The organism is Chloroflexota bacterium, from assembly GCA_014360805.1.
In the GTDB taxonomy this organism is placed as follows: Bacteria; Chloroflexota; Anaerolineae; order DTLA01; family DTLA01; genus DTLA01.
This window is the reverse complement of record JACIWU010000017.1, coordinates 19,160-45,501: the sequence shown is the minus strand read 5'-3', so window position 1 is coordinate 45,501 and position 26,342 is coordinate 19,160. Positions and strand designations below refer to the sequence as shown.

At 65.4% G+C, this 26,342-nt stretch carries 25 protein-coding genes; 5 read left to right on the top strand and 20 right to left on the bottom strand.

Annotated elements, in window-relative coordinates; genetic code table 11:
* Positions 1–81: 81 nt before the first annotated feature.
* Both H5T65_04700 and H5T65_04695 read right to left on the bottom strand, forming a co-directional pair.
* Positions 82–1,005, bottom strand: coding sequence for a TIGR01777 family protein (locus H5T65_04700; GenBank protein MBC7258523.1), 924 nt, complete (start codon positions 1,003–1,005; stop codon positions 82–84).
* A gap of 471 nt (positions 1,006–1,476) precedes the next feature.
* Positions 1,477–3,741 carry an FAD-dependent oxidoreductase gene (locus H5T65_04695; GenBank protein MBC7258522.1) on the bottom strand — a complete coding sequence of 755 codons (2,265 nt, stop codon included), beginning with the start codon at positions 3,739–3,741 and terminating at the stop codon, positions 1,477–1,479.
* Positions 3,742–4,281: 540 nt separating this feature from the next.
* Between H5T65_04695 and H5T65_04690 the strand changes: the two genes are divergently transcribed.
* Entirely contained in the window at positions 4,282–4,623 is a 342-nt protein-coding gene (locus tag H5T65_04690) for a hypothetical protein (protein MBC7258521.1), read from the top strand.
* Positions 4,624–4,824: 201 nt separating this feature from the next.
* Here H5T65_04690 and H5T65_04685 read toward each other — a convergent pair whose 3' ends face one another.
* The 17 genes from H5T65_04685 to H5T65_04605 all read right to left on the bottom strand — a co-directional run bounded on the left by H5T65_04685 (position 4,825) and on the right by H5T65_04605 (position 21,449).
* Positions 4,825–5,253: an SCP2 sterol-binding domain-containing protein gene (locus tag H5T65_04685; GenBank protein MBC7258520.1), complete on the bottom strand. Its 429-nt coding sequence runs from the start codon at positions 5,251–5,253 to the stop codon at positions 4,825–4,827.
* 63 nt (positions 5,254–5,316) lie between these two features.
* Positions 5,317–6,354, bottom strand: a complete 1,038-nt coding sequence (locus H5T65_04680; protein ID MBC7258519.1) for an alcohol dehydrogenase catalytic domain-containing protein — start codon at positions 6,352–6,354, stop codon at positions 5,317–5,319.
* A gap of 479 nt (positions 6,355–6,833) precedes the next feature.
* The gene (locus H5T65_04675) at positions 6,834–9,080 is read right to left on the bottom strand and encodes a sodium-translocating pyrophosphatase (GenBank protein MBC7258518.1); all 2,247 of its coding nucleotides are present in this window, start codon (positions 9,078–9,080) and stop codon (positions 6,834–6,836) included.
* Between the two features lie 369 nt (positions 9,081–9,449).
* Positions 9,450–11,555 (bottom strand): glycoside hydrolase, encoded by a 2,106-nt coding sequence (locus H5T65_04670; GenBank protein MBC7258517.1) that lies wholly within the window; start codon positions 11,553–11,555, stop codon positions 9,450–9,452.
* Positions 11,552–13,039 (bottom strand): lysine--tRNA ligase, encoded by a 1,488-nt coding sequence (lysS, locus tag H5T65_04665; protein ID MBC7258516.1) that lies wholly within the window; start codon positions 13,037–13,039, stop codon positions 11,552–11,554. The genes H5T65_04670 and lysS overlap by 4 nt, the downstream gene beginning before the upstream one ends.
* A gap of 24 nt (positions 13,040–13,063) precedes the next feature.
* On the bottom strand, positions 13,064–13,531 hold the full coding sequence (greA, locus tag H5T65_04660; protein MBC7258515.1) for a transcription elongation factor GreA: 468 nt from the start codon (positions 13,529–13,531) through the stop codon (positions 13,064–13,066).
* A 305-nt stretch (positions 13,532–13,836) separates the two neighbouring features.
* A complete protein-coding gene (locus tag H5T65_04655) occupies positions 13,837–14,628 on the bottom strand; it encodes a PIG-L family deacetylase (protein MBC7258514.1) in 792 nt (263 codons plus the stop codon).
* A 31-nt stretch (positions 14,629–14,659) separates the two neighbouring features.
* Positions 14,660–16,183: a YifB family Mg chelatase-like AAA ATPase gene (locus H5T65_04650; protein ID MBC7258513.1), complete on the bottom strand. Its 1,524-nt coding sequence runs from the start codon at positions 16,181–16,183 to the stop codon at positions 14,660–14,662.
* Between the two features lie 200 nt (positions 16,184–16,383).
* On the bottom strand, positions 16,384–16,767 hold the full coding sequence (locus H5T65_04645; GenBank protein ID MBC7258512.1) for a phage holin family protein: 384 nt from the start codon (positions 16,765–16,767) through the stop codon (positions 16,384–16,386).
* An 11-nt stretch (positions 16,768–16,778) separates the two neighbouring features.
* Entirely contained in the window at positions 16,779–17,153 is a 375-nt protein-coding gene (locus H5T65_04640; GenBank protein MBC7258511.1) for a hypothetical protein, read from the bottom strand.
* Positions 17,154–17,172: 19 nt separating this feature from the next.
* Entirely contained in the window at positions 17,173–17,763 is a 591-nt protein-coding gene (locus tag H5T65_04635) for a hypothetical protein (protein MBC7258510.1), read from the bottom strand.
* Positions 17,763–18,791, bottom strand: a complete 1,029-nt coding sequence (locus H5T65_04630; GenBank protein ID MBC7258509.1) for a GNAT family N-acetyltransferase — start codon at positions 18,789–18,791, stop codon at positions 17,763–17,765. Before H5T65_04630 ends, H5T65_04635 begins: the two co-directional genes overlap by 1 nt.
* Before the next feature lie 6 nt (positions 18,792–18,797).
* A complete protein-coding gene (locus H5T65_04625; protein MBC7258508.1) occupies positions 18,798–19,166 on the bottom strand; it encodes a DUF2089 domain-containing protein in 369 nt (122 codons plus the stop codon).
* 169 nt (positions 19,167–19,335) lie between these two features.
* Positions 19,336–19,746 (bottom strand): hypothetical protein, encoded by a 411-nt coding sequence (locus H5T65_04620; GenBank protein ID MBC7258507.1) that lies wholly within the window; start codon positions 19,744–19,746, stop codon positions 19,336–19,338.
* A gap of 3 nt (positions 19,747–19,749) precedes the next feature.
* Complete coding sequence (locus tag H5T65_04615; protein MBC7258506.1) at positions 19,750–20,733, bottom strand: membrane dipeptidase; 984 nt, start codon at positions 20,731–20,733, stop codon at positions 19,750–19,752.
* Entirely contained in the window at positions 20,720–20,950 is a 231-nt protein-coding gene (locus tag H5T65_04610) for a hypothetical protein (protein MBC7258505.1), read from the bottom strand. The genes H5T65_04615 and H5T65_04610 overlap by 14 nt, the downstream gene beginning before the upstream one ends.
* Positions 20,934–21,449, bottom strand: coding sequence for a DUF1992 domain-containing protein (locus H5T65_04605; protein MBC7258504.1), 516 nt, complete (start codon positions 21,447–21,449; stop codon positions 20,934–20,936). The genes H5T65_04610 and H5T65_04605 overlap by 17 nt, the downstream gene beginning before the upstream one ends.
* Before the next feature lie 62 nt (positions 21,450–21,511).
* Here H5T65_04605 and H5T65_04600 point away from each other — a divergent pair, with 62 nt between their 5' ends.
* Complete coding sequence (locus tag H5T65_04600; GenBank protein ID MBC7258503.1) at positions 21,512–22,135, top strand: histidine phosphatase family protein; 624 nt, start codon at positions 21,512–21,514, stop codon at positions 22,133–22,135.
* Between the two features lie 14 nt (positions 22,136–22,149).
* Here the strand turns inward: H5T65_04600 and H5T65_04595 are convergent, their stop codons facing one another.
* Positions 22,150–22,944: a LysM peptidoglycan-binding domain-containing protein gene (locus tag H5T65_04595; GenBank protein ID MBC7258502.1), complete on the bottom strand. Its 795-nt coding sequence runs from the start codon at positions 22,942–22,944 to the stop codon at positions 22,150–22,152.
* 200 nt (positions 22,945–23,144) lie between these two features.
* On the opposite strand from H5T65_04595, the gene H5T65_04590 reads away from it, so the two are divergent.
* The 3 genes from H5T65_04590 to H5T65_04580 all read left to right on the top strand — a co-directional run bounded on the left by H5T65_04590 (position 23,145) and on the right by H5T65_04580 (position 26,286).
* The gene (locus H5T65_04590; protein MBC7258501.1) at positions 23,145–23,825 is read left to right on the top strand and encodes a response regulator transcription factor; all 681 of its coding nucleotides are present in this window, start codon (positions 23,145–23,147) and stop codon (positions 23,823–23,825) included.
* Between the two features lie 327 nt (positions 23,826–24,152).
* On the top strand, positions 24,153–25,145 hold the full coding sequence (galT, locus tag H5T65_04585; protein ID MBC7258500.1) for a galactose-1-phosphate uridylyltransferase: 993 nt from the start codon (positions 24,153–24,155) through the stop codon (positions 25,143–25,145).
* Positions 25,129–26,286 carry a galactokinase gene (locus H5T65_04580; GenBank protein ID MBC7258499.1) on the top strand — a complete coding sequence of 386 codons (1,158 nt, stop codon included), beginning with the start codon at positions 25,129–25,131 and terminating at the stop codon, positions 26,284–26,286. Before galT ends, H5T65_04580 begins: the two co-directional genes overlap by 17 nt.
* Positions 26,287–26,342: the final 56 nt, after the last annotated feature.

The following is a 26,342-nucleotide window of genomic DNA, read 5'->3' as shown; positions in this document are numbered from 1 at the left end:
AGGGCGTGTCAAGGCTACGCCCAATTCCCCATTCGCGTGGATTGGCGTGATTCGCGGTTACAGGGGCAGAACCCGTCCGGCCTATCGTGTCAAGTCCCGCAGCGCGGCTTCCAGCGTGGGGAAGCGGAACGTGTACCCCAGTTCCAGCAGGCGCTTCGGTTGCGCGCGCTGGCCCTCCAGGAGCAGCGTGGCGACCTCGCCGAACATCAGTCGCATGGCGAACGCGGGAAGGGGAAACCAGGACGGGCGGCGTAGCACCCGCCCGATGACGCGGCTCACCTCGGCGTTGGTCATCACGTCGGGCGCGACCAGGTTGAACGGGCCGGAAGCGGCGGGGTTCTCAATCAGGAACCGAATGGCGCCCACCTCGTCGGCGAGGTGAATCCACGAGACGTACTGCCTGCCGCTGCCGACTGGCCCGCCGACGAACAGGCGAAACGGCAGGAGCATCAGCGGCAGCACCCCGCCCGTTCGGCTGAACACCACCGCCGTGCGGATGACGACACGGCGCACGCCCATGGCTTCCACCGGCGCGGTCGCCGCCTCCCACTGCACGGCCACCTGCGCGAGCCAGTCGGTCCCGGCGGGCGCGGTCTCGTCCAGCACCCGGTCGTCCGCGAACCCGTAGATGCCGATGCCCGACGCCTGGACGACGACGCCGGGCTTGTGGGCGGCCTGCTGCACGGCCTCCACCACGGCGCGGCCCGCGTCCAGGCGGCTCTGGAGGATGAGATACTTGCGCTCGTCCGTCCAACGGCTGGGCAGGAGACCTTCGCCGGCGATGCTGGCGCCCGCCAGGTTCACGATGGCGCCCGCGCCGTCGGCCAGATGCCCCCAGCCCTGCGCCGTGCGCCCGTCCCAGCGTTCCGCGCGGACGCCCGCCGGCAGGCCGGTGGCCTTGTCGGGGTTGCGGGTCAGCACGATGACCTCGTGCCCGGCCTGCGCCAGTTCCGCCGCCAGCGCCGACCCGATGAGTCCCGTCCCACCTGTGATCAGAATCCGCATGGCAAACACCTCCCGAATGGGTTAGCAGCCTCACCCTAGCCCTCTCCCATGGGGAGAGGGTCAGGGTGAGGGGGAACCCCTCTTCCTTCCACCGCTAGCCACCCCAGATCATCCCAGGCAGCGAACCGAAACATGCACCCCGTGTTTCTGCATACAGCCTGTGCGCGCCCTAGTATTGTAGTATGATACACAAAACTTACAAGCGTTTCACGATCTCGGCTCGATTTCACCTTGTGTCGGTGAACTCCGCGCACATTCTCCTCGTGCGTTATCGTGAGCGAAGCCATCTCGCCCGACCTCACCCCCTCGTTCCCCCTCGCCGCCCGCAGAGAGCCAGAGGTCGTAGGCCGGGGGTGAGGTGTATGACCAGGGATTGCCCCGGATGCTCCGCGCCCTCGCAACGAGGTCTACCAACGGACTTTGTAACCGAGTCGCGACCTCTGCCACTGTTGCTCACCTTAGGCCGCGGCCTCAGAGCGCCAGCCCTACCCGATAGCCCGCCTTGACCGCCTCAAACACGCGCCCCACGGAGAACGAATCGCCCAGGTTGTGCACCTCGGCAGCCACCCGCTCGCGCACGCACGCCTCGTACAGGGACTCGTCGGGCTTCATCCCCACGGCGAGCACCACCAGGTCGGCCGCCAGCGTCTCCTCGCGCACTTCCTCGCGGATGGGCCGCGCCAGCGGGTTGGGCACGTTCTCGGGCAGAATGGGCCGCCACGTTACGTATGGGTCGGGCACCGTCGGCGACACGTTGCGCGCAATGACCACCTCGCGCTCGCCGATGCGCTGGATCGTGGCGCAGTTCAGCAGCCGCACGCCCTTGCGCTCCAGGTGATGGATCAGGTGCCCACGGTTCGCCGTGCACACGCCCTTCATGAAGTAGGGCAGCATCTCCACCACCGTTACGTCCTTGCCCAGTTCGTAGGCCAGGAAGTAGGCCGTCTCGCAGCCCACGGACCCGCCGCCCACGACCACGATTTTGCCCTTGCCCTCGGCCAGCGCGGGGTTGCGGAGCACATCCACCGCCTGGACCACATGGGGCAGGTCAGCGCCGGGCACGGGCAGGCCGCATGGCTTCGCGCCCGCGCAGACGACGACGGCGTCAAACCCGCCCGCGCGCAGGTCCTCGGGCGACACGTCCGTGCGGAACCGCACCGTCAGGTCGTAGTCGCGGGCGTGGCGCCCCACCGCGGCGTTCAGGTAGTCCACGTAGTTGGCGACATCGTACTTGATCTTGGGGACGCAGCCGGGGATGAGCGTGCCGCCCGCCTTGTCGTTCCTGTCGTACAGCGTAACGCGATGGCCGCGGCGGGCCGCCGTCGTGGCGCACACCACCCCGGCGGGGCCGGCCCCCACCACGGCGATGCGCTTGGGCTTCTCAGCGCGGGGCGGCGTCTCGGCCAGCAGTTCCTCAAAGCCGGTGCGCGGGTTCACGGCGCACTGGGGATGCCCGCCCTCCAGGAACTCGTTGAGGCAGCCTTCCTGATCGCCGATGCACGGGATGATTTCGCTGACCCGGCCTGCGTAGGCCTTGTTGGGCCATTCGGGGTCGGCCAGCAGAGGCCGCGCCAGCATCACCATGTCGCACATCCCTTCTCGCAAGGCGCGCTCCGCCAGGTCCGGGTAGCCCAGTTTGCCCACGGCCACGATGGGCACATCCAGCCCGGCGTTGGACTTGACGCCGTGCTCGGCGAAGTAGTCCTTGACGATCTTGGCCACCTCCAGGTAGCATCCAGGCGGCATGGACGCCGGCGGGTGCGGCAGCCACCAGTTGTCGTAGCATCCCAAGTCCACGTCAAACATGTCCACCCCGGCGCGCACCAGGTTGACCATGTACTCCAGCGTCATCTCCACCGTGCGCTCGTTGCGGAACCGGCGCAGGCCCTTGACCGACTGCATCCGCTCGCCGTAGGTGGCATTGAGCGCCAGCGACAGGTCAATGCGGTACATGATGGGGTAGCGCGGGCCGGTGCGCTTGCGAATCTCCCGAACCAGTTCAATCCCGAACGCCTGCCAGTCGGCGAATTTGCCCCATTTTCGGCGGTTGAAGGCCGGATTGGTCATCTGCTCCAGGAGATACCCCTCGTGGCCGTGGAGATACACGCCGTCAATGAGCAGGCCCTTGGCGTCGGCGGCAGCCTGGCCCGCGTTCTTGATGATTCTCCAGCACTCGCGGTTGGTCAGCGGGCGGCACGGCACTTCGGGGATGTAGAAGTTGGGATTCCAATAGGACGAGATGGGCAGTTTGTACTTCTTGACCAGGCACTCGGGCGAGCCGACGCGCCCCAGGCCCGGCGTGAGTTGGATGAAGAAGCGCGCGCCGTGGGCGTGGCAGTTCTCCGCCAGGATGCGCCAGCCCGCATAGTTGGTGCGCGAACGGTCAATGCGCGGGAAGTAGGACAGGCCGCCCGGCTCCGTAACCGACGGGTCCACGCCGTGGCTCACGGGGACCAGCCCCGATGTGATCAGGCCCACACCGCCCTTGGCCCGCGCCACGAAGTACTCAATCATCTTGGCGCTGGGTCGGCCCGTCTCGTCGGCCATGCAGATGTTGCCCATCGGCCCCATGACGATGCGGTTGCGAATCTTCACGCCGTTGACCTGGATGGGCTGAAACAGGTGGGTGTACGGGTACAGGTCGGCGGTCATGCGACCATCGCGGAGTTTGCCCTCGTCCGCGAACCAGTCGCCGTAGCCGCTCACCCATTGTCGCAAGCGTTCCTCATAGTCCATAGGGTACTCTCTCCTTGCAGCGGGCTACCCGCAGGTGCAACCGACCGCGGGCGCTATTGTGCAATTCTTCACAAGACATTATACGCCGCCCTCGGAGGATTGTCAAAACCCCCGACCGGGGCGCGATAGAAACCTGCCCTACACTCTATGCGTTTCATGCTGCCGATTATCGGTCTGCCTACTCACGCTCGCTTTTTCATAAGAACGCACGATGTGGTAACACAGCGCCAGGAGGCCCATCGGGAGGTCGCACATTCGGTTGGCGCTGCTCTCTCGGCGGCCATCGTAGGGCAAATTGGCAATTTGCCCTACGTCTAGCGGCCCCCTGTTCTGACGGGCCGAACTGAAGATGCGAGTGTTCTATTGGAGTAGCGAGATTCAATAATCTCCACCGAAATGTGTAGTTTTCCGAATTGACAACGCCGCCGTTGTGGAGTTATGATTGGGCATCAGTTCGCAGGCAACCGTGTCGCTCTCAGTATAGCACAAAAAGCATCCGCGCGAGTCTCGCATGATGAGGATGGACAACTGAAACAAAGGATGCAAATCAACAATATGCGTGCCCAAGGTATTCCACCGGAAGTCCGGCAAAAGGTTGAAGCGATCATAAAGAAATTCAACGAGACCGTTATCAAAGACCCCGACTGCTATTACGTAGCCCGTTACCGGGGGAGGTATGTGTACCTTGATCGGTTTGACCACGGTGTGAAAGGGCCCATCTGTCGCCTGGAGTACACGGGGCGCATGGATGATTGGGACTTTGCGATCTACCTGTACAGCGACGAACGGTACGATCCTGATGAGTGGTTCTTCCCGGGGTCAGACTACGTAGACGGAACGGTTGAAGGAGCGCTGAAAGCCGGGCTGGAGGCATATCCGTAGGATTACAAGCGAAGCCGAGCGCTTGGCAGACGTCGGAGACGCGATCCAGCACAGCCCGCGCATCCACCCGCCGCCGCCCGCCGCGCTCCGCGGCGCAGGTGAAGCGCAGGCCGTCACACGCAGCGCCTTGCCGCGCCCGTGTTGGCGTCCGGCTCCCCGTCGGGCGCGTGCAGAGACCCGCTTGCCAGCCCCCTGCCGCTACTACTTCCCCGGCAGGTTGTACTGGGCGTAGTTGCCCTCAAACTCCGTGGGGATGGTCGTCAGGATTTCCACCCAGCGGATGATGCGGTTGGCGCCCTGCAGGAGTTGCAGGAACGGGCCTTGCGTCTTGAGTTTGCGCATGGTGATGGCCTTGGTGGCGCCCATCTTGCCGCGCAGGATGTCCACCCACACGCCATAGGGTGCCGACAGGGTGAACAACGTCGGCCGCTCGCCGATCCACACCTCGTTCATCTTGCCGTCCACGTTGTCAAACCCGATGATGATGCGCTCGTGGACGCCCTGCGCCGGCTCCGGCTCCAGCACCAGGGTGTACGACTCGTTGTTGCCCTTGGCCAGTTCCAGATACTGCGGGTCTGCATTGGAGCGCCTCTTGACTTCTTCCAAATACTCCAGGCTGGCGAGTTTCATCTGTACCTCCTCATATAGCAGTCAGCGGTCAGCAATCAGCAAACAGTTGACAGCGGGCAGCGGTCAGCCGCCCGCGGGTTGCTCCCCGGCGATTCGGACGAGTACCTTGACCGCGCCCGAACCAGGGGTGTCCAGAAACCTGAACCCCTTGTCCACCACGTCGTCCAGTGCGATCTCGTGGGTTACCAGCGATTCCACATCCACGCGCCCCTGGGCCACGAAGTCAATGGCCGCAGGAAACGCGGCGCGGCCCGCCAGGCTCCCCTCAATGCACAGGTCGCCCAGGGCCACGCTCATGAAGTCGGCCTCCACCGGCTCCACGCACAGGCCGAGGATGAAGATTTGCCCGCCCTTCCGCACCAGGGAGATGGCGTCGCGATAGGGCTGGGGCGCGCCCGTGCAGACGTAGATGACGTCGGGGCCTTGCCCGTCGGTCAGGGCCGACAGCGCCACGTTCACGTTGTCCCGCGTCGGGTCCAGGACGAGCGCCGCGCCCAGTTTCCGCGCCAGCGACGCGCGCGTGGAATCCACCTCGGTTACAGCCACCCGCCGCGCGCCGGCCAGGAGCGCGCACTGTAGCGTGAGCAGGCCGATAGGCCCGGCGCCCATGACCAAGGCGCGGTCGCCCGGCTTGAGCCGCGAGCGGTGCACGCCGTGCAGCGCCACCGACAGCGGCTCCACCAGCGCGCCGCGGCGCAGGCTCACGCCCTCGGGCAGGCGATGCACCCCGCGCACCGGCGCGACGCAGTATTCGGCCATGGCCCCGTCGTGGGTTACGCCGATCATGTACAGGCTCTCGCACGCGTCCAGTCGCCCCTCGCGGCAGGGCAGGCACTGGCCGCAGGGGATGGCGTCGTTGACCACGACGCGGTCGCCGGGCTTCCAGTCCACCACGTCGGGCCCTGCCTCAACGATGACGCCCGAGAACTCGTGCCCGAGAATCAACCCGGGCGCGTACATGCCGGCGTGGTACGCCTCCATGTCGGACCCGCAGATGCCGCAATAGGCCACGCGGATGAGCACCTCGCCCGCGCCGGGTTCGGGCATGGGCACGTCGGCGACCTCAATGTGTCCGATTCCCCGCACAACCGCCGCTTTCATCTCCACCTCCCGCTATCGTGCTGACAAGGCGCGGATGACCCAGGGATGCGAAAGTTCTCTCTGTGCGCTGGTGTCTTTGTGTGAGAACAATGTCCCACACGGAGGCACAAGGACACAAAGGGGGTGAAGGCCCAGAGGATTTCTTCGTGCCTTGGCGTCTTTGTGTGAGGAGAATTCCCCACACAGGAGTTTCTCGGGCTTTTTGTGGCGGCCGATTCCCCATAAAACCCTTGACTCCTTGCAGAGTAGCACTATAATGTGAACGGCGGAGTATGATTCGGTGTACTGCGCGGGCAACTTGTTCCGCGCACGCGGATGGGTTGCCGCGCAGCGCGATCTGCTGGGAGAATTGTACGGCGTTTTTGGCGCATGGCAAATCGCAGGCTAATCCGCCCCGTGTCGCCCGTCGCTGCGGAACAAAAAGACGCGAGAGGAGCGTTCCTCTCGCGTCTTTCGTCGTCGCAAACGAGGCCAGCGGCTTACCCCAGGCCGACGGATACGTCCCGCTTGCTCTGCCAGATGGCCCAGACCAAGATGGCCAGGAGCAGGGCCAGGGCCACGTACATGCCCGGCCTGCCCTGGTTCTCCACAATCAGCGGGGCGGCCAGCAGGCTGATCAGGTTCACTACCTTGATCATCGGGTTGAGGGCCGGCCCGGCCGTATCCTTGAGCGGGTCGCCGCAGGTATCGCCCTCCACAGCGCACTTGTGGGCGGGCGAACCCTTGCCGCCGAAGTGCCCGTCTTCAATGTACTTCTTGGCGTTGTCCAGCGCGCCGCCAGCGATGGCCATGAAGACCGCCAGCAACTGCCCGCTCAGGATCACGCCAGCCAGGAAGGCCCCCAGCGCCTTGACGTCAAAGACGATGCCCACCACCAGCGGCAGGGCCACCGAGAGCGCCACCAGGCTGATGAGTTCCTTTTGCGCGGCGGCCGTCGTGATGCTCACCACCTTCCCATAGTCGGGGGTAACCGTGCCTTCCAGCACGCCCTTGACCCGGAACTGCTTGCGCACCTCGTCCACGACCAGGTTGGCGCCGCGCGTCACGGCACGCAGCGAGTACGAGGAGAACAAGAACGGGAGCGCGCCGCCCAGCAGGAAGCCGATGGTCCCCGTCAGCGTGGAGACTGGGATGCCCTGGTCCAGCAACTTGAGGAACTCGCTGACTCCCATCCTTTCCAGCCCACCGTAGGGCAGCGTCAGGGCGTCGGCCACAAAAGAGAAGAAGAGCGACGTGGCAGCGACCACGGCCGAGGCGATGGCGATCTGCTTGGTGATCGCCTTTGTGGTGTTGCCCACCGCGTCCAACTCGGCCAGGATCTTCCAGGCCTTTTCGCCGACATGGGCCATCTCGCCGATGCCGTTGGCGTTGTCCGAAATCGGCCCGAAGGAATCCATGGCCACATTGTTGCCAGTGTGCGAAAGCATACCGATGCCGACCATGGCGACGCCGTAGAGGGTGTAGATCAGGCCCTCGTTGTGGAAGATCAGGTGGCTGGCAGCCAGCGCCACCACGATGGCCAGCAGGCTCCAAACGCTGGCCTCCATGCCCACCGCCAGACCCGAGAGAATGGTCGTGGCCGAGCCGGTCTTGGTGGATTCGGCGATCTCCTGCACCGGCTTCTTGTGGAGCGAGGTGAACAGCGAGGTCAGCGGGTTGAACACCACGGCCAGGCCCACGCCGACGGCGTTCAGCGTGGCCAGTTGCCACTCCTGGGCGTAGAAGATGGAGAAGACGAAGGCCCAGATGACGGTGTTGATGGAGGACACTTCGTAGGAGCGGAACATGGCCTCTTCGGCGTCCCGTGCGCGCAGGAACTTGATGGGGAACTTCTCCCAGATGGGAACCGTGAAGGTGCCCAGGATGGACGAGATGACGCCGATGGCGCGCACGATCAGGGGATACACAATCCACTGGATATGCCCCGTCAGGCCGTACAAGAAGAGTCCTAGAATCAGGGTGGAGACGATGGTAACCTCGTAGGACTCAAAGATGTCCGCGGCCATACCGGCGCAGTCGCCCACGTTGTCGCCCACCAGGTCGGCGACCACGGCGGCGTTGCGCGGGTCGTCCTCGGGCAGGCCCTGCTCCACCTTGCCCACCAGGTCGGCGCCCACATCGGCCGCCTTAGTGTAGATGCCGCCGCCGATTCGCATGAAGAGGGCGACCAGCGTGCCGCCGAAGCCGAAGCCCAGCAGGGCGTCGGGGGCCGCCTTGCCGAAGACCATGAAGATAATGGTGCCGCCCAACAGCCCCAGGCCGTCAGTCAGCATGCCGGTGAACGTTCCGGCGCGATAGGCGACGGTCAGCGCGCCGTTGTAGTTCTCCTTGACGGCCATGGCGGTTACGCGGATGTTGCCCTCAATGGCGACGCGCATTCCGAGTTGGCCGACCAGGATGGAGAAAGTGGCGCCCGCGATGAAGGCCAGCATCCGCCCGAAGCCGATGCCCAGCCTCGCGGCGGCTTCGTTCCCGCCGAACATCTCCAGGGCCTGATGGCTTGGCCTGACCACATAGACGCTGAAGAAGAGCGCCACGGCCAGCGCGCCCAGGATGGGCAGCATGGTCCGCAACTGCCGCCAGAGATAGGCGTTGGCGCCCACCTTGATGGCGCTCCACACCTGCTGCATGGCCGGGGTGCCCTTGTCTCGCCGCACCGTATCGCGCCAAAGCCAGTAGGCGTAGAGCAGGCTCAGAAAGGCTACACCGATGACACCAAAGAGCATGCCTTGTTCTAGTGGACTCAGTGCCGACACGATTGCCTCCTCCTTGAGAGTATTGAGTCTTCGCCCCCTTGTACAAAACGGCGCTTTCCCAGGTGGGCCGCCGCGAAAGCGCCCTTAGGTCCGCCTTGTACAACGCCGCATGGCCGCGCCATCTCGGTTGAAGCGCCCAACAACAGACGCGAACGGGCTAACGCAACACATGTTGCGCAAGAGACCCTAACGCAAATGTGAGCCGACGCTCGGCGTTCTTTCGGGAGTCCGAAGGGCAGGAGACTGCGCCCTTCTCGGTGGGCGTGCCGACCCACCGAATGGCCGCGATTTTAGCATAGACGCGCGACGGCTGTCAATAATTCGCATTTGCATTTGCGTTCATGCCTGTATGGAATCCAGCACAAGGGCGACGGGAGCCTCCGATGGCACCCAGCACTTCTCCCCGTCCTTCTGGACGAGGGCGACGCGCAACCCGATGCTGGCCGAGCGCCCGATGCCCGCCGCGCCGAGCGGGATGCTCAAGTACAGGTCGTGCGTGCCCCGGCGCACCCGCACGCCCGCCTCCGCCGATGTGTCGCCAGCGAGATGCGCCGTCCAGGGAGCGCCGGTGCCGTCTCCGGTCGGCCAGATGTCCACGATGACGTTCGGGCTCTCCATCGGCTCGTAGGTTTCCAGGCGCAGGTGCAGGCTCTGCTCGTCGCGGTGCAGGCGAAGCCGCCGCACGGGGACGTAGGCCCGCTGGGCAGCCCCCTGGGACGCCGCCAGGGGAACGAGCGTGAGGCTCCGATCCCAGGCCCACGTTTCGGGCCAGCCGCTGGCGGCGGACTGGATGAAAGGAATCGCGTTGTCGGGCCGGCCCCACGCCGCGTCCAACTCGGCCAGGTCGCGGGGCGGCGTCTCGCCCAGGATTCGGTACACGTCCAGCAGCCGCGCACGGTACAGCCAGTCAAACTCGGCCTGCATGGGCGAGCGGTTGCGGCTGGAGTACCACCAGAACCAGTCGCTGCCCTCGGCCTGGTAGATGCGCTCCCACGCGTCGCCGAGGAGTTGCGCGGGCGCGTCGGGATGTGCCGCCTGCCAGTCCATCAGCCGCTGGCGGGTCTGGGCAAGCCACGCCCAGGCGCGATTGTGCTTCTCCTCGCCGATCCACGTGTCCAGGTTCCCGTTGATCCACGAGCCGGTGAACAGGCGGTCAATCCGCGCGCGCGGCGGGTACTTCCGCAGGTATTCGCGCACGGTAACGGGCTTCAGCAGCGGGTCGTCGCCCAGCCGCTGGTACAGGGTCTTCAGGAACGGATTGCCATTCTGCTCGTAGTACTCCCAGGCGTTTTCTCCGTCCAGGATGATGGGCACCAGGTAGGGCAGGCCGTCCGGCTCCAGCCGCTCGCGAATCACGTGCAGGCGGTAGATCATGTCGTCCACGGCGGCCTGCGGGTTCATGCTCTGGTACACGAAGCCGATGCGATCCGACAGCGCGTGGTCGCGGAAGACGGCGGCGACGGGGCGACCCCCGCCGTCCACCCAGTACGGCTGGTAAAGGATGGAGGGGTTCTTGACATGGCCCGCGCCGTCGCGCTCTATTCGTACCCCCAGGCTGCGGGCCAGGATGGCCTCGTCGGACGCGAACCAGGCGAACCCCGCCTCCGCGATCAGGGGCACGACGGCAGCGCCCACCGCCCCCTCCGACGGCCACAGGCCCGCCGGCTTCTTGCCGAATCGCGCGGCGTGGGCCTGGACGGCGCGCGCCAGTTGTTCGCGCGCGTCCTCGGGCGCCGCCAGGGCCACGCTCGGCAGCGCGATGCCCGGCATGGCGACCCGCGCCGAGTCCGTGCTGATGAGGAGCGGCAGGATGGGATGGTAGTAGGGCGACGTGGTGAGTTCCACCTGTCCCTGAGCCGCCAGCGCCTTGTAGGCCGGGATGATGCTCGCGATCACCTCGCGCTGCTTGGCCAGGATGAGGCGAATGTCCTCGGGGGTGTACCCCGCGCCCTTGTGGGAGATGGCCTGGAATTGCGGATCCTGGGCCAGGTTCAGCGAGTCCATCCAGGCCAGGTTGAACAGCGCGATGAGGTCCAGGTAGTCGGCGTCGGAAAAGGCGTCCACATCGCCGCGGGTGGCATCTCTGCGCGCCTTGAGTTCTAGGTAGCGGGCAGACCGCGCCATCACCTTGTGCTCGTTCACGCAGAAGAAGAGCGACAGGATGTAGGCTTTGTCTTCCCTGGACCACGCCGTCTGGGTGCTGAGTTTTAGAGCGCGATCCTGCGCGGCGCCCTCGGCGTAGGCTTCAATCTGCGCCAGGAGCGAGGGGACGAAGTTGACGGTGGCGTGGACTTGGGGATACTGCGCCTGGAGTTCGGCCATGCGGAGGTAGTCCTTGACCGCATGCAGGCGCACCCATGGGAGCGCGTACTCTCCCGTGCGCGGGTCCAGGTAGTCCGGTTGGTGCATGTGCCACAGGATGGCAACGTGCAGCGGGTGGCTCACGCATTCTCCCTGTCGCGAGGTCGCATGTGCGGGAACAGGATGACCTCGCGTATGTTCGGCTGATCCGCCAGCAGCATCGTCAGGCGGTCAATCCCCATGCCGAAACCGCCGGTGGGCGGCATGCCGTAACTCAGCGCGGTGATGAAGTCCTCGTCCATCTGGTGCGCCTCCTCATCTCCGGCGGCGAAATCCCGCGCCTGGGCCAGGAACCGCTCGCGCTGGTCCAGCGGGTCGTTGAGTTCCGAGAAGGCGTTGCAAATCTCCATACCGGCCACGAATCCCTCAAACCGCTCCACGGTGGTCTCGGAGCCGGGCTTCTTCTTGGCCAGCGGCGACACGTCTATCGGGTAGTCTATTAGGAACGTGGGCTGAATCAGGTTGGGTTCCACGTAGGAGCCGAGGAGCGAGTCAATCAGTTTGCCGCGGCTGGACTTGGCCTCCACGTCCAACCCCTTGGCGACGATGGCCTTGAACAGGCTCTCGGCGTCGGGGTATTTCTCGTAGTCCACACCGGTTGCCTCGCGGATGGCATCGCGGAGCGGGATTCTGCGCCAGGGCGGCGTGAGGTCAATCTCGTGTCCCTGGTACGTGATCTTGGTGGTGCCCAGCACCTCGCGGGCGGTGAAGGCGACCATCTCCTCGGCCGTGCGCATGACGTCGTTGTAGTCGGCGTAGGCCTGGTAGAACTCCAACTGCGTGAACTCGGGATTGTGCTTGAAGGAGATGCCCTCGTTGCGGAAGTCGCGGCCGATTTCGTACACCCGCTCGTAGCCGCCGACGATGAGCCGCTTGAGGTACAACTCAAACGAGATGCGCAGGTAGAGGTCCTGGTCCAGTTGATTGTGATGCGTGATGAAGGGGCGGGCGGCCGCCCCGCCGTAGATGGGCTGCAGGATGGGCGTCTCCACTTCCAGGAACCCGCGCTCGTCCAGGAATCGGCGCAGCGCCGCAACGGCCCGCGCCCGAATCCGGAAGATGTCCCGCACTTCGGGGTTGGCCAGCAAATCCAGGTACCGCTGCCGGTGCCGCAGTTCGGTATCCTTCAGCCCGTGCCACTTGTCGGGCAGGGGGCGCAGCGTCTTGGCGGCCAGCGTGATAGAGTCGGCCAGGACGGTGATCTCGCCGGTGCGCGTGCGAAACACGACGCCCGCCACCGAGACGAAATCCCCGATGTCAAACAGTCTGCGGAAGTCGTCGTAGGCTTCTTCGCCCAGGCGATCCACCCGCAGGTAAATCTGAATCCGGCCGGAGCCGTCCTCTATGTGCGCGAAGGTGGACTTGCCCATCTCGCGCACGGTCAGAATGCGCCCCGCCACGGTTACGCGCACTTCGGCGCCTTCGGGCGCGGCCTCAAAGGCGCGCTTGGCTTCTTCCGCCGTGTGGGTTCGCGCCACGCGAGGGGGATAGGGATCTACGCCCTTCTCGCGCAACTTGGCCAGTTTTTCCCGTCGGTACTGTTCCTGATCGGTGAGTCGTTCGGTCATGTTGGCCCTTCCGCCGTTGTGCGGCTATTCCAGGGCGATGATGCGGATGCGGCGCACGCCGCCCGGGGTCTGCACCTGCACGGTCTCGCCCACCCCGCGCATGAGCAGCGCCTTGCCCAGCGGCGACTCGTTGGAGATGCGGCCGCTGGCAGGGTCGGCCTCGGCAGACCCGACGATTTGGAACGTCTCCGGCGGCTCGCCGTCTTCTGCGATGGTTACCTTTGACCCTAACGTAACGCGGTCGGACGTGCCGCCCTCTTCTATCAGCACGTAGTTGTTCAGGATCTGTTCCAGCGTCAGGATGCGGCCTTCTATGAAAGCCTGCTCGTTCTTGGCGTCGTCGTACTCGGCGTTCTCGGTAACGTCGCCTTCCTCTTTTGCGGAGTGGATGCGGGTGGCGACTTCGGGGCGGCGGACGTTCTTGTAGTACTCCAGTTCCTCTTGCAGTTTGCGAAGTCCATCAGGGGTCAGGAAAACCGGTTTCTGTGACATCGGCCCTCTCAATCCTCGCGAAGAGTGTTTTTGGACTTTCTGAGGCAAATAGAAAAAGCGTCTGTCGCCCTTTTCTCTTGGGGGCGTAGCCAGAACGCATTTTCCACACCTGTAACAAAAACCGAGAGACGATTGCCGAGGCACACCGTTCTCTCTGGCGCTATTATACACGGGTTCGCGGTGGTTGCCAAATTGCCACGCCGAGAGATACGATTCCGGATCTTGCCGGCGCCCGCAACGACGGCGTGAGACCCCAAGTGTCTCCAAGCCCCTTGGGGTCTATTCTCCATTCGTGTAGATTCGTGTTATTCGTGGATACAATTGCCGCCACGCACCCAGTACTGTTCGGCGGGGACACCTCTGCCTATTCGCAGCGCATGTTCCCTGACGCGTCGGCGCATGTCGGCCTCGTCCTGCCAGAAGATGGGAATCTGCGACCGGTAGCAGGCGATGGCGTCCAGTTTGGCGGTCAGGTCTTCCTCTGTCAGGTGCGCCGACTGCGGTTGCAATGCGGCCAACGGCGATCGGGCCACAGCCTGGCGCACGGCGTCCTGGTCTTCGGCGTAGGGGTAGTCCTCGTACCAGGCGATTTCCAGGCCGTCGCGCTCCACCAGGTGCAGCACGGCCCGCTGGACGACCTGGTGATCCACGTGCTGCCCGGCGGCGAGCATGGCGTACAACCGAGGGCGGCCCGATTTGCGCCACAGTCGCCGTACCTCGGACGCGAGCGTCCGCGCCTTGACGGGGTCGTGGGCGCTCACGTCGCCGAAGATGGCCTCGCGATCGGGGTATACCGGTTCGCCCGTGCGCGGGTGCAGGCGGTAGATAGCGTCCTCGTAGGGCCAATGGATGGGTTGCGCGCCCAGCACGGCGAGGGCCTCCTCGTCCTCGCGGCGGCGCATGGCGATGGCGTCGCCTTGTGCGCCCCAGCGGGCCTCCAGGGCCTGCGCGAACGGCGAACGCACGTCGGTCTGCGCGCTACCCGCGAAGATGGTCAGCACGCCCACCGCCAGCCCCGCGCGGGTCTGCTGGTGGATGAGTCCCCCACACGACAGTGCGGCGTCGTCCAGGTGCGGCGAAAGGTAGAGGATGTCCATGGTGCCTCGTGGTGATAGGGATTCCGTCTCGCTAGACGATCTTGCGCGGCCGGTACTGGAGCGCCTCGGCAATGTGGTGGAGTTGGATGTCGGCGCTGCCTTCCAGGTCGGCGATGGTACGCGCCAGTTTGAGGATGCGGTGGTAGGCGCGGGCGCTGAGTTGCAACTGGTGCATGGCCGACTTCATTAGGCTCTTGCCGTTGTCGTCAATCTTGCAGAACTCGCGCACCTCGGCGGGGCCCATGTCGGCGTTGCAGGTGAGGGCGGTTCCCGCGAAGCGCTGCTGCTGGCGGTCGCGGGCGGCCTGCACCCTCCGGCGGATGACGGCCGAGGGTTCGCCGCGCCGGTCGTCGGAAAGTTTCTCGTAGTCCACGCGCGGCACTTCCACGTGGATGTCTATGCGATCCAAGAGCGGCCCCGAGATGCGCTTCTGGTAGCGGCTGATGGTGCTCATGGAGCAGGTGCATTCGCGCACCGGGTCGCCGTAGTAGCCGCATGGGCACGGGTTCATGGCCGCGACTAGCATGAAGTTGGCCGGGAAGGTGAGGCTGCCCTGGGCGCGGGCGATGGTTACGATCTTGTCCTCCAGGGGTTGGCGCAGCACCTCCAGCGTGCGCTGGCCGAATTCCGGGAGTTCGTCCAGGAACAGGACGCCGCGATGGGCCAGCGAGATTTCGCCGGGCCGCGGCCAGCGCCCGCCGCCCACAAGCCCCGCATGGCTGATGGTGTGGTGGGGCGCGCGGAACGGGCGATGCCGAATCAGAGGCACGTCCGGCGGGAGGCAATCGGCCACACTGTAGATGCGCGTGGCGTCCAGGGCCTCGTCTATGGTCATCTTGGGCAGGATGGCGGGCAGGGCGCGGGCCAGGAGCGTCTTGCCGGCGCCGGGAGGGCCAACCATGAGGACGTTGTGCCCCCCTGCCGCCGCCACCTCAACGGCCCGCTTGGCGTGCTCCTGCCCCTTGATCTCCGAGAAGTCCACGCAGTAGGTGGGCAGGTCGTCGGTGTCTATGTTCGGCACGTGGTGCGGAAACGGCGGGATCGGCGCCAGCCCCAGGAAATGCTTGACCAGCGAGACCAGATCGTGCACGGGGATCACCGTGATGTCGGGGACGAGGGCGGCCTCGGGCGCGTCGGCCTCCGGCACCAGAAGCGTGGAGAACCCCAGTTGCCGCGCCTGGCTGGCGATGGGCAGCACGCCGTTGGTGTGGCGCACCGTCCCCTCCAGCGACAGTTCGCCCAGGAGGAGCGTATCGGCGGGGATCGGCGGCATCTGCTCGGTGGCGATGAGGACGCCCACCGCGATGGGCAGGTCGTAGGCGGGACCTTCCTTGCGGATGTCGGCGGGGGCCAGGTTCACCGTCAGGCGCGTACCCGGGAACACGAAGCCCGAATTGCGGATGGCGGCCCGCACGCGCTCCTTGGATTCCTGCACGGCGGCGTCCGGAAGGCCCACGATGGTCTGCGATGGGAGGCCGCCGGAGATGTCCACCTCCACCTCCACCACCGCCCCGTCAAGCCCCACGACCGCGCAACTGTGCACTTTTGCCAGCATAACGGCCTCCGCGATGCGCTGGTGCTGCGTCTCAGGTCATGCGAAGTGTAGCACAACTTGCCCGCGCAGCGCAAGCCCGACGACGGCGCTACATGTGCCGGATATGCGGGGGCACGTTTACGGAAACACGAAGGCACAAAGAAAAACCTTCGTGTCTTTGTGCCTTCGTGTGAAGCATTGCCTCCGCGGCGGGCGGCGCGTTACTTCTTCCGCCGCTCGTGCCTGTCGGAATCCCTGAGAAACACGTTGAGGATGAAACTCACGACGCTGATGAGAAGCGCGCCCAGGAAGGCAGGCCCAAATCCGCTGACATGGAAGCCTAGGTTCAACGCTTCGCTGAGGTACGACGTGAGCAGCAACAGGGCCGCATTGATGACGATGGTGAACACGCCCAGCGACAGCAGAATCAGCGGGCACGACAGCAACTTGAGAATCGGCCCCAACAGCGCGTTCACCACGCCGAAGACCAGGGCGATGAGGGCCAGCGACACCCAATCGCCCGTGAGTTCAATGCCCGTAACGACGCGCGCGGCGACATACAACGCCACCGCGTTGATGACCCAACGCCAAAGCGCTCTTGACATGACGGTCTCCCTTACTCTATGAAGATCTCCACGTGCTCCTGATCTTCCTCGTCTTCCACATCCACGATCTTCCCCTGGAGGCCCGACTGGATCGCCTGCTTGATCTCGTCCAGGTTCACGCCCTCCATATCCGGCGCGAACCTGGCGCCCATTTTGAGGCCCACGTCCACCAGACTCATGGGGATGTTCACGTTCACCTTGGCCTTGCCCGAACGCAAATCGGTGATCCGCACGCGGAACCAGCGAGGCGCCGAGGCCGCGCCCGAATACGGGGCCTCTTTGCGACCCGACTCCAGCGCCGCCAGGAGTTTCGCCGCTTCGTCGGCGGTGATCTGGCCTTGCTCCAGCAGTTTCAGGATTTGCATTCGCTCTTCGCTCAATGACATCTTGCCTGCCTCCGTTTGACTAAACCACCCTCACCTGGACGCGCTCCCCGCTTTCGTCGTCCACCACATCCACAAGAAGCAGTTCGCCCACCGCGCCGCTCCCTTGCAATGACAGGATGAGTTCATCCACCGCCGTGTCTCGGAACTGGGGGACGAACGGTCGGGCGACCCTCACACCCCATGCCAACACCGGCAGGGGAAGCGGGAAATCCAGCGCGAACTTGCGGCGGCCTTCCGAATCCGTGATGCGGACGCTGAGCCAGGTTGCGTCGCGCGACGCCGCGCCCAGCGACAGAATCGCCAGCCCCACCAGGAGAAACGGCACCGTCAGCACCATCCACCCCGTGCCCAAAGCCCACAGGGTCAGGGCCGCGCCCGCCAGCGTCCACCCCAGGCCGAACAGGAGCACGAACAGCCAGTATACAGGGCGAGACGCGCGGGGCCGTCCCACCGGTTGAGACAACGACTCCGTCGCCGCGCCCTCGGAGCGGGGGCGTTCCTCGCCGTCGGCGGCCCCCTCGCCCATCGCGTCCAGCAGGCGGGCCGCCTCGTCCGCGGTGATCTTGCCCTCCTGCACCAGTCGGAGAATCTCCCTGTGTTCGGGTTCCATCACACCTCCTCAGAAAACCTCGGCGCGGCCGTGTCCAAGCGGCGCGCCATGATCAGGAGCCAGCGGCTCTCGGCGAAGCCGCGGGCGCGTAGAACATCTATGGCGCTGGTCTCCTCTGCGCCGACGTCGGCCAGCACCGGCAGCGCCGCCGCGTCGGCCAGCAAGTTCAGCATGCGCGACAGCAGCGCCCCCTCAACCTGTCCCCGCACATGGGGCAGCGCCATGAATCGCAGGCGATGGTACTTGCGCCTGGCGATGTTCAGCCGCGCATAGGCCAGCAGCCGCCCGTCTTCCTCCACGACGCACCGACGAGACCGCTGCCCCAGGCGGTTCAGGAGCCAGCCCCCCGACCCGGCCTGCGCTTCGGAGAGCCAGGCGTCCGGCTGCACCGGCTGAATCCGCTGGACCGCTGCCGGCGTGGCCGCCCGCGCCAGGTCGGCGAGGGCCCTGCCATCGCGGAAGGTAACATCGCGCACCAGGCGGCCGAGGCCCAGAGGCGGCTCGGCCACGGGGCGCGGGGGCGATTCCCGCCGAAGCGTTACCTGGCCGCCGAGTTCTGCGAAGCCCAGCGCCTCATACAGGCGGATGGCCGCCTGGTTCTCGCGGCGCACCATCAGGAAGGCACACACGGCCCGCCGCGACGCCACGAACTCCATCGCCGCCTCCATCAGCGCGCGGGCGATGCCCCTGCGCCGGTAGTCGGGGGCCACGACGACATTGCTGATGAGCCAGCAGCCTGGCGCCGCCCATTCGCGGCTTAGCGTTACGTTGCCCACCACGCGGCCATCCTCTTCCCACACGAACCCCGTGAACGCCTCGCCGCCCATGCTCAGCCGATCCAGCGCCCACAGGAGCGGCCCCCACCAGGCCAGGGCGCGGAACTCGGAGGCGACGGACTGTCCGGCGCGGTCCGGCTCCTGCCCGAAGGTCTGCTCAATCAGGTTCGCCACATCGCGCAGGTCGCGGGCCAGGCTCAGCCGGCGCACGCCGCGGAACGGGACCTTGCGCGAGGCGCTCGTTGCCAGCACGACTCTTTACCCCTTCAGCAGTTGGACGGCTTCTTCGGCGGTGATCTTGCCCTGGGCCAGGTCGTTCAGGATGGACCTGCGCTCCTCCACGCTCATGGCCTGCTCGGCCACCTGATACCCCAGGGCGCGGATAACGTCGTTGAGCCGATTGCGGACGGTGGGATAGGACAGGCCCAGTTCGTCCTGCACGCGGTTCAGTTTGCCCTCGCAGCGGATGAACAACTCCACGAAGGCCATCTGGTCAGGCGTCAGGCGGTGGAAACGTTCCAGCGCGAACCGGCCCTCTATGGTGGTGTCGCAGTTCGGGCAATGCAAGCGGGTCGCGATCAGGTCTTCGCCGCAGACAGGGCATTTGCCCAACACGGGTTGCATAATTCCCACGCTCCAAAAGAATTACATTGTGATTCAAAATTATTATACCACGGTTTTGATTCTTGTCAAGTCTGCAAGAAAGAAATTTGAGTGCCCGTCATGCGAGGGGGCGCAGTAAGCCCCCAGTGGGCGTGGGAGTGGGCCGCGTCGCACGCAGGAACACCCGAGGCCCTTACAGCGCCTTGTACACCTTCGCCAGCGACTCACCGTACACCGACAAGTCCCACTCGCAGAAGTAGCCGAATGGCGTTACCGCGACCGAGTACCCCGCGTCGCGCAGGCGCGCCGCAAGCGTCTCCAGCGCGCCCTGGGCGTACTCGGCGGGCGCTGTGGTCTCGGCCAGGTGGGTGAAGGAATGGAGCACGATGTTCTTCAGCCCCCGCTTGTTGGCAATCCACTTGATGTTCTTCAGCGCCTTGGTCAGGAGAGAGGGGCCTTGCGCTTCGTCGCCCGCTTCGGCGTGGATGAAGATGACGGCGGCGTCCAGCACCTCCTGCTCCACCTCCTGGTCTTCTACGAAATCCAGCGTCTTGGAGAACGAGCGAAACCAGAAGCGCTTGGCCTGGAACATCAGGAGTTTCATGGCCTAGCCCACCACCTGGCGGAACACGCGCAGGAAATTGCCGCCGAGAATCTTCTGCACCGAGGCTTCCGAGTAGCCCCGCTCCAGCAGGCCGGCAGTGATGGCCGGCATCCGCGAAACTTCCTCCAGGCCGACGGTCTTCTCGTCGCCGAAGAACCCGTCAAAGTCCGACCCCAGGCCCACATGCTCGTCGCCCATCACGCGCACCATGTGGTCTATGTGATCCAGCACCCGCGCGAGGGTGGCCTGGCCGTCGCGCCCATCCACAAAGGCGGGCACGAACGTTACGCCTACCACGCCGCCGTTGCGGGCGATCTTTTCCAGTTGCGCGTCGGTCAAATTGCGGCGGTGATCGCACACGGCGCGGGCATTGGCGTGCGACGCGATCACGGGAGCCTGGCTCACCTTGAGCACGTCCTCCACGCCGGCGGGCGACAGATGGGCGATGTCCACCAAGATGCCCAGGCGGTTCATCTCCTCCACCAGCGCCACGCCGAAGGTGGTGAGGCCGCCGCCGGTGCGCTCCTCGCCTACGCCGTCGGCGGCCTGGTTGCGGAAGTTCCAGGTCAGCCCGATGTTGCGCACGCCCAGGCGGTGGAACATCCGCAGCACGCCCAGGTCGCCTTCCAGCGCCTCGGCGCCTTCCAGCCCCAGGATGACCCCCAGCGCGCCATCGGCCTTGGCGGCCTCAATGTCGGCGGCGTGGGTAACCAGGCGCGCGCTGCTCCCGGCGGCCTCCAGTTGGCGGTACATGGCGTCTATGACCTGGAGGGCGCGGCGGGTGGCTTGGGCGGGAAGGTACCGCGCCTCCACGAACACGGCGAATATCTGCGCCGTTATGCCGCCTTCGCGCATCCGCGGAAAATCCAGGTGGTGCGACTCGTGCCGGTCCGCCAGGTTGTACGTGCCTTCGGCGGCCAGCAGCGCCGTATCGCAATGGGCGTCTATCACGATGGAGCGGCGGTGCAGGGCTTCAGGATCGGTCATCGTGGCGTTCCTCCGTAGGTGGGATTCCGGCGTTGGCGTCGGATGGGCTGGGGGCCTCGGCTTCGCGGATGGTGCGCGCCAGGCGCAGCAGCGTTCGGCGGAAGGCGCGGGTCCAGCGGGGCGTGCGCGGGATGGTCTCGCGCGACAGGACAATCCGGCGGATGCCGCTGTGCAGGACGTCTTCTTCGGGGGCGGGGGCTTCATCCTTCGGGTTCACGACGCTCTCCCATGCGCACCTTGTCCAACTCCCGCTCGGCGTCCAGCCGCGGGCGGTGGAGCCAGGCAAGGGGTATCTTCAGGTTCAGGATGTCTATGTCGCGGTTCAACTCGGCCAGTTCGCGCTGGAGCGCCGACCAGCGTTTCTGCCACGCGGCCTCGGCCTGCTGTCGGCGCACGCCGCGCCACGGCTCCGGCCTCTGCTCGCAGAGCGCCACGGCACGGCGATAGGACTCCCACTCGCGGACAAGGCGGTCCCGCCACCGCCCGACGCGAGCGCGCACGTCCTTGTCTGCCTCTATCCACTCGGGCGCGAACCCGTGATCCTGCAAAATCTTGAACGCGATCTCCATGTCGGGATCCAGGTACGGATTCCTGGGCAGGTGCACCGGCTTGCCCGCGCCAGGGAGGTTGTCAAAGGCGCCCTTGCGCATCGCCTCCTGGATTTGCTCCTCTATCAGGGCGCTCCAGTCTATTTCCGGTAGCGGCTCCTTGCCCACGATTGACATTCTCCTCGCGCGGCTTATAATCGGCCGCGACATCATCGTTTAGGAGCGACTCCATGACAACGCGGTTCCTGCTCGTGCGCCACGGTCAGACCGCCTGGAACAAAGACCTGCACTTTCGCGGCACGACCGACCTGCCGCTGAGCGACTTGGGCTTCGTCCAGGCGCAACGGATTGCCGAGTGGCTCAAGGGCGAGCCGATTCGCGCCATCTACTCCAGCCCGCTCCTTCGGGCCGTGCAGACGGCTCAACCCCTGGCCGACGCGCTGGGCCTGCCGGTCCAAATCCACCGCGGGCTGATTTCGGCGGACTACGGCGAGTGGCAGGGCCATACCCCCAAGGAAGTCAGCGAACTCTGGCCCGACCTGTACCGCCAGTGGCTCCACGCGCCCCATCTGGTCCAATTCCCCGGCGGCGACTCGCTGCCCATCGTGCTAGAGCGCGCCGTGGCGATGCTCAACGAGTTGAGCGCCGCGCACTCGGGCCAGACCGTCGCCCTGTTCAGCCACGAGATCGTCTGCAAGGCGGTCATGCTCCACATCCTCGGCATGGACCCGTCGGCCTATTGGCGCATGCCGCAGGACAACGGGTGCATCAACGCGTTCCTGTGGGATTCGCACCGCCGGTCTCTCCTCTACCTCAACGACACGTGCCATCTGAGGGGGCTAGACGAAGAGTAAAGACGGCGGCCCCGCTAGGGCACCGTGTACGAGGCCACCACCTTGCCGGTGGCATCCTTCAGAGTGAGCGTGCGGCCCGAAACGAACACCGCCTTGTTGATGCCCCAATACAGATCCACCTCGGTGTTGGTTCCGGCGGCCGTGTGCACTCGCACGCTGCCGCCCTGGAACAGCGACAGGTCGGGGAACGTGAACACATTCCCCTGGCCGTCGTCCAGCGTCCAGCCCTTCAACCGCGCCCACATGCCCCAATTGGTGATCACGGCGAATGAGTCGCGCTCGTCCGGTAGGATCTGGACCGACTCTATGCGCAAATCGGGGCCGGTCGGCGGGGTGTTGGTGGGTATCGGAGTAGCGGCTCCCGTCGGCGCGACGGTGGGGCGCGGCGTCGGGACGGGGGTGATGCTGCCGGGGACAGGGATCACGAGTTTCTGGCCGGCAAACAGGACATCGGGATCGGTGATGTCGTTTGCCGCCATGAGTTCCTGGAGCGAGATGCCGAACTGGAACGCGATGGCCGAGAGGCTGTCGCCGGGCTTCACCGTGTAGGTGGTCGGCTGGGTTGGAGTCGTGGCCGCCGCCGCGACGGGCGACTCCACGGGCGGCACGGGGCTGGGCGAGGGCGCAGGCGCACGCGATGCCGGGGTGGCGCGCCCCAGGGTCAGCGTTACGACAACGCTGATGCCCAGGGCGATGATAGCGTTGATCCCGATGAGAAACGCCATCTGCTGCCAGGTCAGTCCGGTGCGGCCTGGCTGCGTCTCCCTCGGTCGCCAGGGTTGGAACTTCTCGCGCGGCTTCCCTTCCATGCCCCCATTATACACACAGTTGGGCCATTTGGCAATGGGTTGAGCCGGTGGATTCATTTCGGTCTTGTGTTGGCAACGGAGGCGCGAGGTTTCTTTCCTGTGGCCTTCGCGTCCTCTGTGCGCAAACGAAGCGCCTCGCGCGGCGGCTTTGATGAATCCCGAAAACTGCCGTAAAATGAGCCTGTCCCAAGGAGGTCAGCATGGCCACAGATCTCATCCTGGTCGTGGACGACGAGGAGAACATCGTGCGGTTGGTGCGCACGTACCTGGAGAAGGAGGGGTTTTCCGTTGAATGCGCAGGCGACGGCGAGGAGGCCCTTCGCAAAGCCTCTTCGCTCAACCCCGCCCTGATCGTCCTGGACCTGATGCTGCCAAAGGTGGACGGCTGGCAGGTGTGCCGCCGCATCCGCGCGACATCGCAGGTGCCCATCATCATGCTGACGGCGCGCACCGACGACGTGGACAAGATCGTTGGCCTGGAACTGGGGGCCGACGACTACCTCACCAAGCCCTTCAACCCCCACGAGTTGGTCGCCCGTGTGCGGGCCGTGCTCAGGCGCGCCAAAGGTCCCTCCGACTCGGGCGAACCGATCCGCATCGGCGACCTCGTGATAGACCCCCACCGCCGCGAGGTTACCATCCGAGGCCAGCGGGTGGACATGCGCACCAAGGAGTTTGACGTGCTCCTTGTCCTCGCGCAGCACAAGGGCATGGTGGTTACCCGCGAGCAAATCCTGAAACTGGCATGGGGCTACGACTTCTACGGCGAGACCCGCACCGTGGACGTCCATGTTGCCCACGTTCGCAACAAGATTCAATCCAGCGGCGTTTCCATTGAAACCATCTGGGGCGTTGGCTACAAACTGGTGGAGGGGGGCTGACATCAGAATCGGGCATTCCCTGTGGATAACCCGCGAAAGATATCCACCGTCATCCACAAAACCCGCACTCGGCGCGCATCTCGGGCGGCGGCGCACGGATGGTTCTGGCCCTGTCCACAACTTGTCCCCCGGCACGCCGCGCACACAAGACACTACCGCTAGTGGGGATGGCAGCGCTTCACTACAACAAGGCCGAAGAACGGCAGTTTTCCACATGTCCACAAGCCTGCAACTACGGCGGCTATAAAATACAAACTTAATGGAGAAGCAAGGTTATTTCCCAATGCCATCCACAGATGACATCTTCTTGATTATGAGGAGCATCCCATGTCCGAAATGAGATGGAACCCGTTGTTGGGAGAATGGGTCGTTACGGCGACCCACCGGCAAGAGCGCACTTTCCTGCCGCCCCCGGACCATTGCCCCCTGTGCCCGACAAAACCCGGCGGCTTTGAAAGTGAGGTGCCATTTCCCGACTACGATGTGGCCGTGTTTGAGAACAGGTTCCCGACGTTCTTTTCCGCGCCGCCCGCGCCTTCGGTGTCGGCAACGGATTTGTATCCGGTGCGGCCGGCCCAGGGCGTCTGTGAGGTTGTGTTGTACACGCCTCGGCACGATACGACGCTGGCGCAACTGCCGTTGAGCCAGTACGAGAAACTCGTGCGGGTCTGGACGGACCGCTATACCGAATTGGGCAACCTGCCCTATGTGCAGTACGTGCTGATCTTTGAGAACAAGGGCGAGGACATCGGCGTTACCCTGCACCACCCGCACGGGCAAATCTACGCGTTCCCATTCATCCCGCCGGTGTTGGAGCGCGAGATTCAGCAAGCCACGGCGCACGAGGCCCGAACGGGGCGCTGCCTGTTCTGCGACATCCTCGCGGAGGAGAGGGCGGATGGCCGGCGGATGGTGGTCGAGAACGATGGATTCGCGGCCTTCGTCCCGTTCTTCGCCCGTTGGCCCTACGAAGTGCACATCTTCTCGCGGCGGCACATCGGCGCCATGCCCGAATTCACCGCCGCGGAATGCGCCGACTTTGCGCGCATCCTGAAGACCGTGCTCATGAAGTACGACCGCCTGTTCGGCTTCTCGCTACCCTACATGATGCTCATGCACCAGAGGCCGACGGATGGTCAAGCGCACCCTGAATATCATTTCCATGTGGAGTTCTACCCGCCGCACCGAGCCGCCGACAAACTGAAGTATCGCGCCAGTTGCGAATCGGGCGCGGGCACGTTCATCAACGACACGCTCCCCGAGGAGACCGCGGCGCGCCTGCGGGCCATAGAGGTGAATGTAGATGACGCCGAACGATGATCGCCCGGAACGCCTGTGCGTAGCCTTCCGCCGCCAGTGGGGCGCGGAGCCCGTCCTGTGCGCCCGCGCGCCTGGGCGGGTGAATCTCATCGGCGAGCACACCGACTACAACGATGGCTTCGTGCTCCCGATGGCGATTGACCGCGACATCTGGATGGCATTCCGTCCCCGCGAGGATCGCACGGTGCGCCTGTGGTCGCTGGACTTCGGGCAGGCGTCGGTGTTCGCGCTGGATGACTTCGCGAACGACGCTTCCGAGCCGTGGAGCAACTACGTGCGCGGCGTGGCGTGGGCGCTGGGGGAAAAGGGCATAGCGCTGCGCGGGCTAGATGCCGTCATCCAGGGTACCGTCCCTATCGGTGCGGGGCTGTCCTCGTCGGCGGCGCTGGAGGTGGCGGCGGGACTCGCCCTGCTGGCAAGCGCGGGGGAAACGCTCCCGCCGGAAGAATTGGCGCTCGCCTGCCAGCGCGCCGAGAACGCGTTCGTGGGCAACCGCTGCGGCATCATGGATCAGTTCGTCGCGGTGCTGGGGCGCGCGGGGCACGCGCTGTTCCTGGACTGCCGCACGCTGGAATATCGGCACGTGCCCCTGCCCGCGGACTTCCGCATCGTCGTCGCCAACTCCATGGTGAAGCGCGCGCTGGTGGATTCGGCGTACAACGAGCGGCGCAGCCAGTGCGAGGAAGCGGCGAGGATGCTGGGAGTTCGTGCGCTGCGGGATGCGGACGAGGCGGCGCTGGCATCGGCGCGGTCTCGCCTGTCCGACGTGGTGTACCGACGGGCGCGGCATGTCATCACCGAGAACGCCCGCGTCGAGCAGGCCGTGGCCGCCATGCGGCGGGGCGAAGCGGAAACCTTCGGCGCGCTGATGGACGCCTCGCACGCCAGTCTGCGCGACGACTACGAGGTCTCCTGCCGCGAACTGGACGCGCTCGTGGAGATCGCGCGCCGCCAGGTGGGATGCCTGGGCGCGCGGCTGACGGGCGCGGGGTTTGGCGGCTGCACGGTCAACCTGGTGCGGGTGGATGCCGTGGATGCATTCGTTACGGCGTTGCGCAGGGGGTATCGCGAACAGACGGGGCTGGAAGCCGAAATCTACGTGTGCGCCGCGGCGGACGGGGCGGGGGTGTTCGCTCCATAGCCGCCAAGTCCTGCGTGGACTGGCCAAGACACTGACAACTTCCTGCGCTGCTCCCG

Excerpts from the sequence above, each read along its gene's own strand:
- H5T65_04695 (MBC7258522.1), bottom strand. The coding sequence starts at position 3,741 with ATGGACTATGAGGAACGCTTGCGACAATGGGTGAGCGGCTACGGCGAC.
- galT (MBC7258500.1), top strand. The coding sequence starts at position 24,153 with ATGTCCGAAATGAGATGGAACCCGTTGTTGGGAGAATGGGTCGTTACG.
- H5T65_04600 (MBC7258503.1), top strand. The coding sequence starts at position 21,512 with ATGACAACGCGGTTCCTGCTCGTGCGCCACGGTCAGACCGCCTGGAAC.
- H5T65_04650 (MBC7258513.1), bottom strand. The coding sequence starts at position 16,183 with ATGCTGGCAAAAGTGCACAGTTGCGCGGTCGTGGGGCTTGACGGGGCG.
- H5T65_04645 (MBC7258512.1), bottom strand. The coding sequence starts at position 16,767 with ATGTCAAGAGCGCTTTGGCGTTGGGTCATCAACGCGGTGGCGTTGTAT.
- H5T65_04595 (MBC7258502.1), bottom strand. The coding sequence starts at position 22,944 with ATGGAAGGGAAGCCGCGCGAGAAGTTCCAACCCTGGCGACCGAGGGAG.
- H5T65_04580 (MBC7258499.1), top strand. The coding sequence starts at position 25,129 with ATGACGCCGAACGATGATCGCCCGGAACGCCTGTGCGTAGCCTTCCGC.
- H5T65_04685 (MBC7258520.1), bottom strand. The coding sequence starts at position 5,253 with ATGAAACTCGCCAGCCTGGAGTATTTGGAAGAAGTCAAGAGGCGCTCC.
- greA (MBC7258515.1), bottom strand. The coding sequence starts at position 13,531 with ATGTCACAGAAACCGGTTTTCCTGACCCCTGATGGACTTCGCAAACTG.
- H5T65_04640 (MBC7258511.1), bottom strand. The coding sequence starts at position 17,153 with ATGTCATTGAGCGAAGAGCGAATGCAAATCCTGAAACTGCTGGAGCAA.
- H5T65_04675 (MBC7258518.1), bottom strand. The coding sequence starts at position 9,080 with ATGCTCTTTGGTGTCATCGGTGTAGCCTTTCTGAGCCTGCTCTACGCC.
- H5T65_04655 (MBC7258514.1), bottom strand. The coding sequence starts at position 14,628 with ATGGACATCCTCTACCTTTCGCCGCACCTGGACGACGCCGCACTGTCG.
- H5T65_04700 (MBC7258523.1), bottom strand. The coding sequence starts at position 1,005 with ATGCGGATTCTGATCACAGGTGGGACGGGACTCATCGGGTCGGCGCTG.
- lysS (MBC7258516.1), bottom strand. The coding sequence starts at position 13,039 with ATGACCGAACGACTCACCGATCAGGAACAGTACCGACGGGAAAAACTG.
- H5T65_04690 (MBC7258521.1), top strand. The coding sequence starts at position 4,282 with ATGCAAATCAACAATATGCGTGCCCAAGGTATTCCACCGGAAGTCCGG.
- H5T65_04590 (MBC7258501.1), top strand. The coding sequence starts at position 23,145 with ATGGCCACAGATCTCATCCTGGTCGTGGACGACGAGGAGAACATCGTG.
- H5T65_04635 (MBC7258510.1), bottom strand. The coding sequence starts at position 17,763 with ATGGAACCCGAACACAGGGAGATTCTCCGACTGGTGCAGGAGGGCAAG.
- H5T65_04615 (MBC7258506.1), bottom strand. The coding sequence starts at position 20,733 with ATGACCGATCCTGAAGCCCTGCACCGCCGCTCCATCGTGATAGACGCC.
- H5T65_04620 (MBC7258507.1), bottom strand. The coding sequence starts at position 19,746 with ATGAAACTCCTGATGTTCCAGGCCAAGCGCTTCTGGTTTCGCTCGTTC.
- H5T65_04680 (MBC7258519.1), bottom strand. The coding sequence starts at position 6,354 with ATGAAAGCGGCGGTTGTGCGGGGAATCGGACACATTGAGGTCGCCGAC.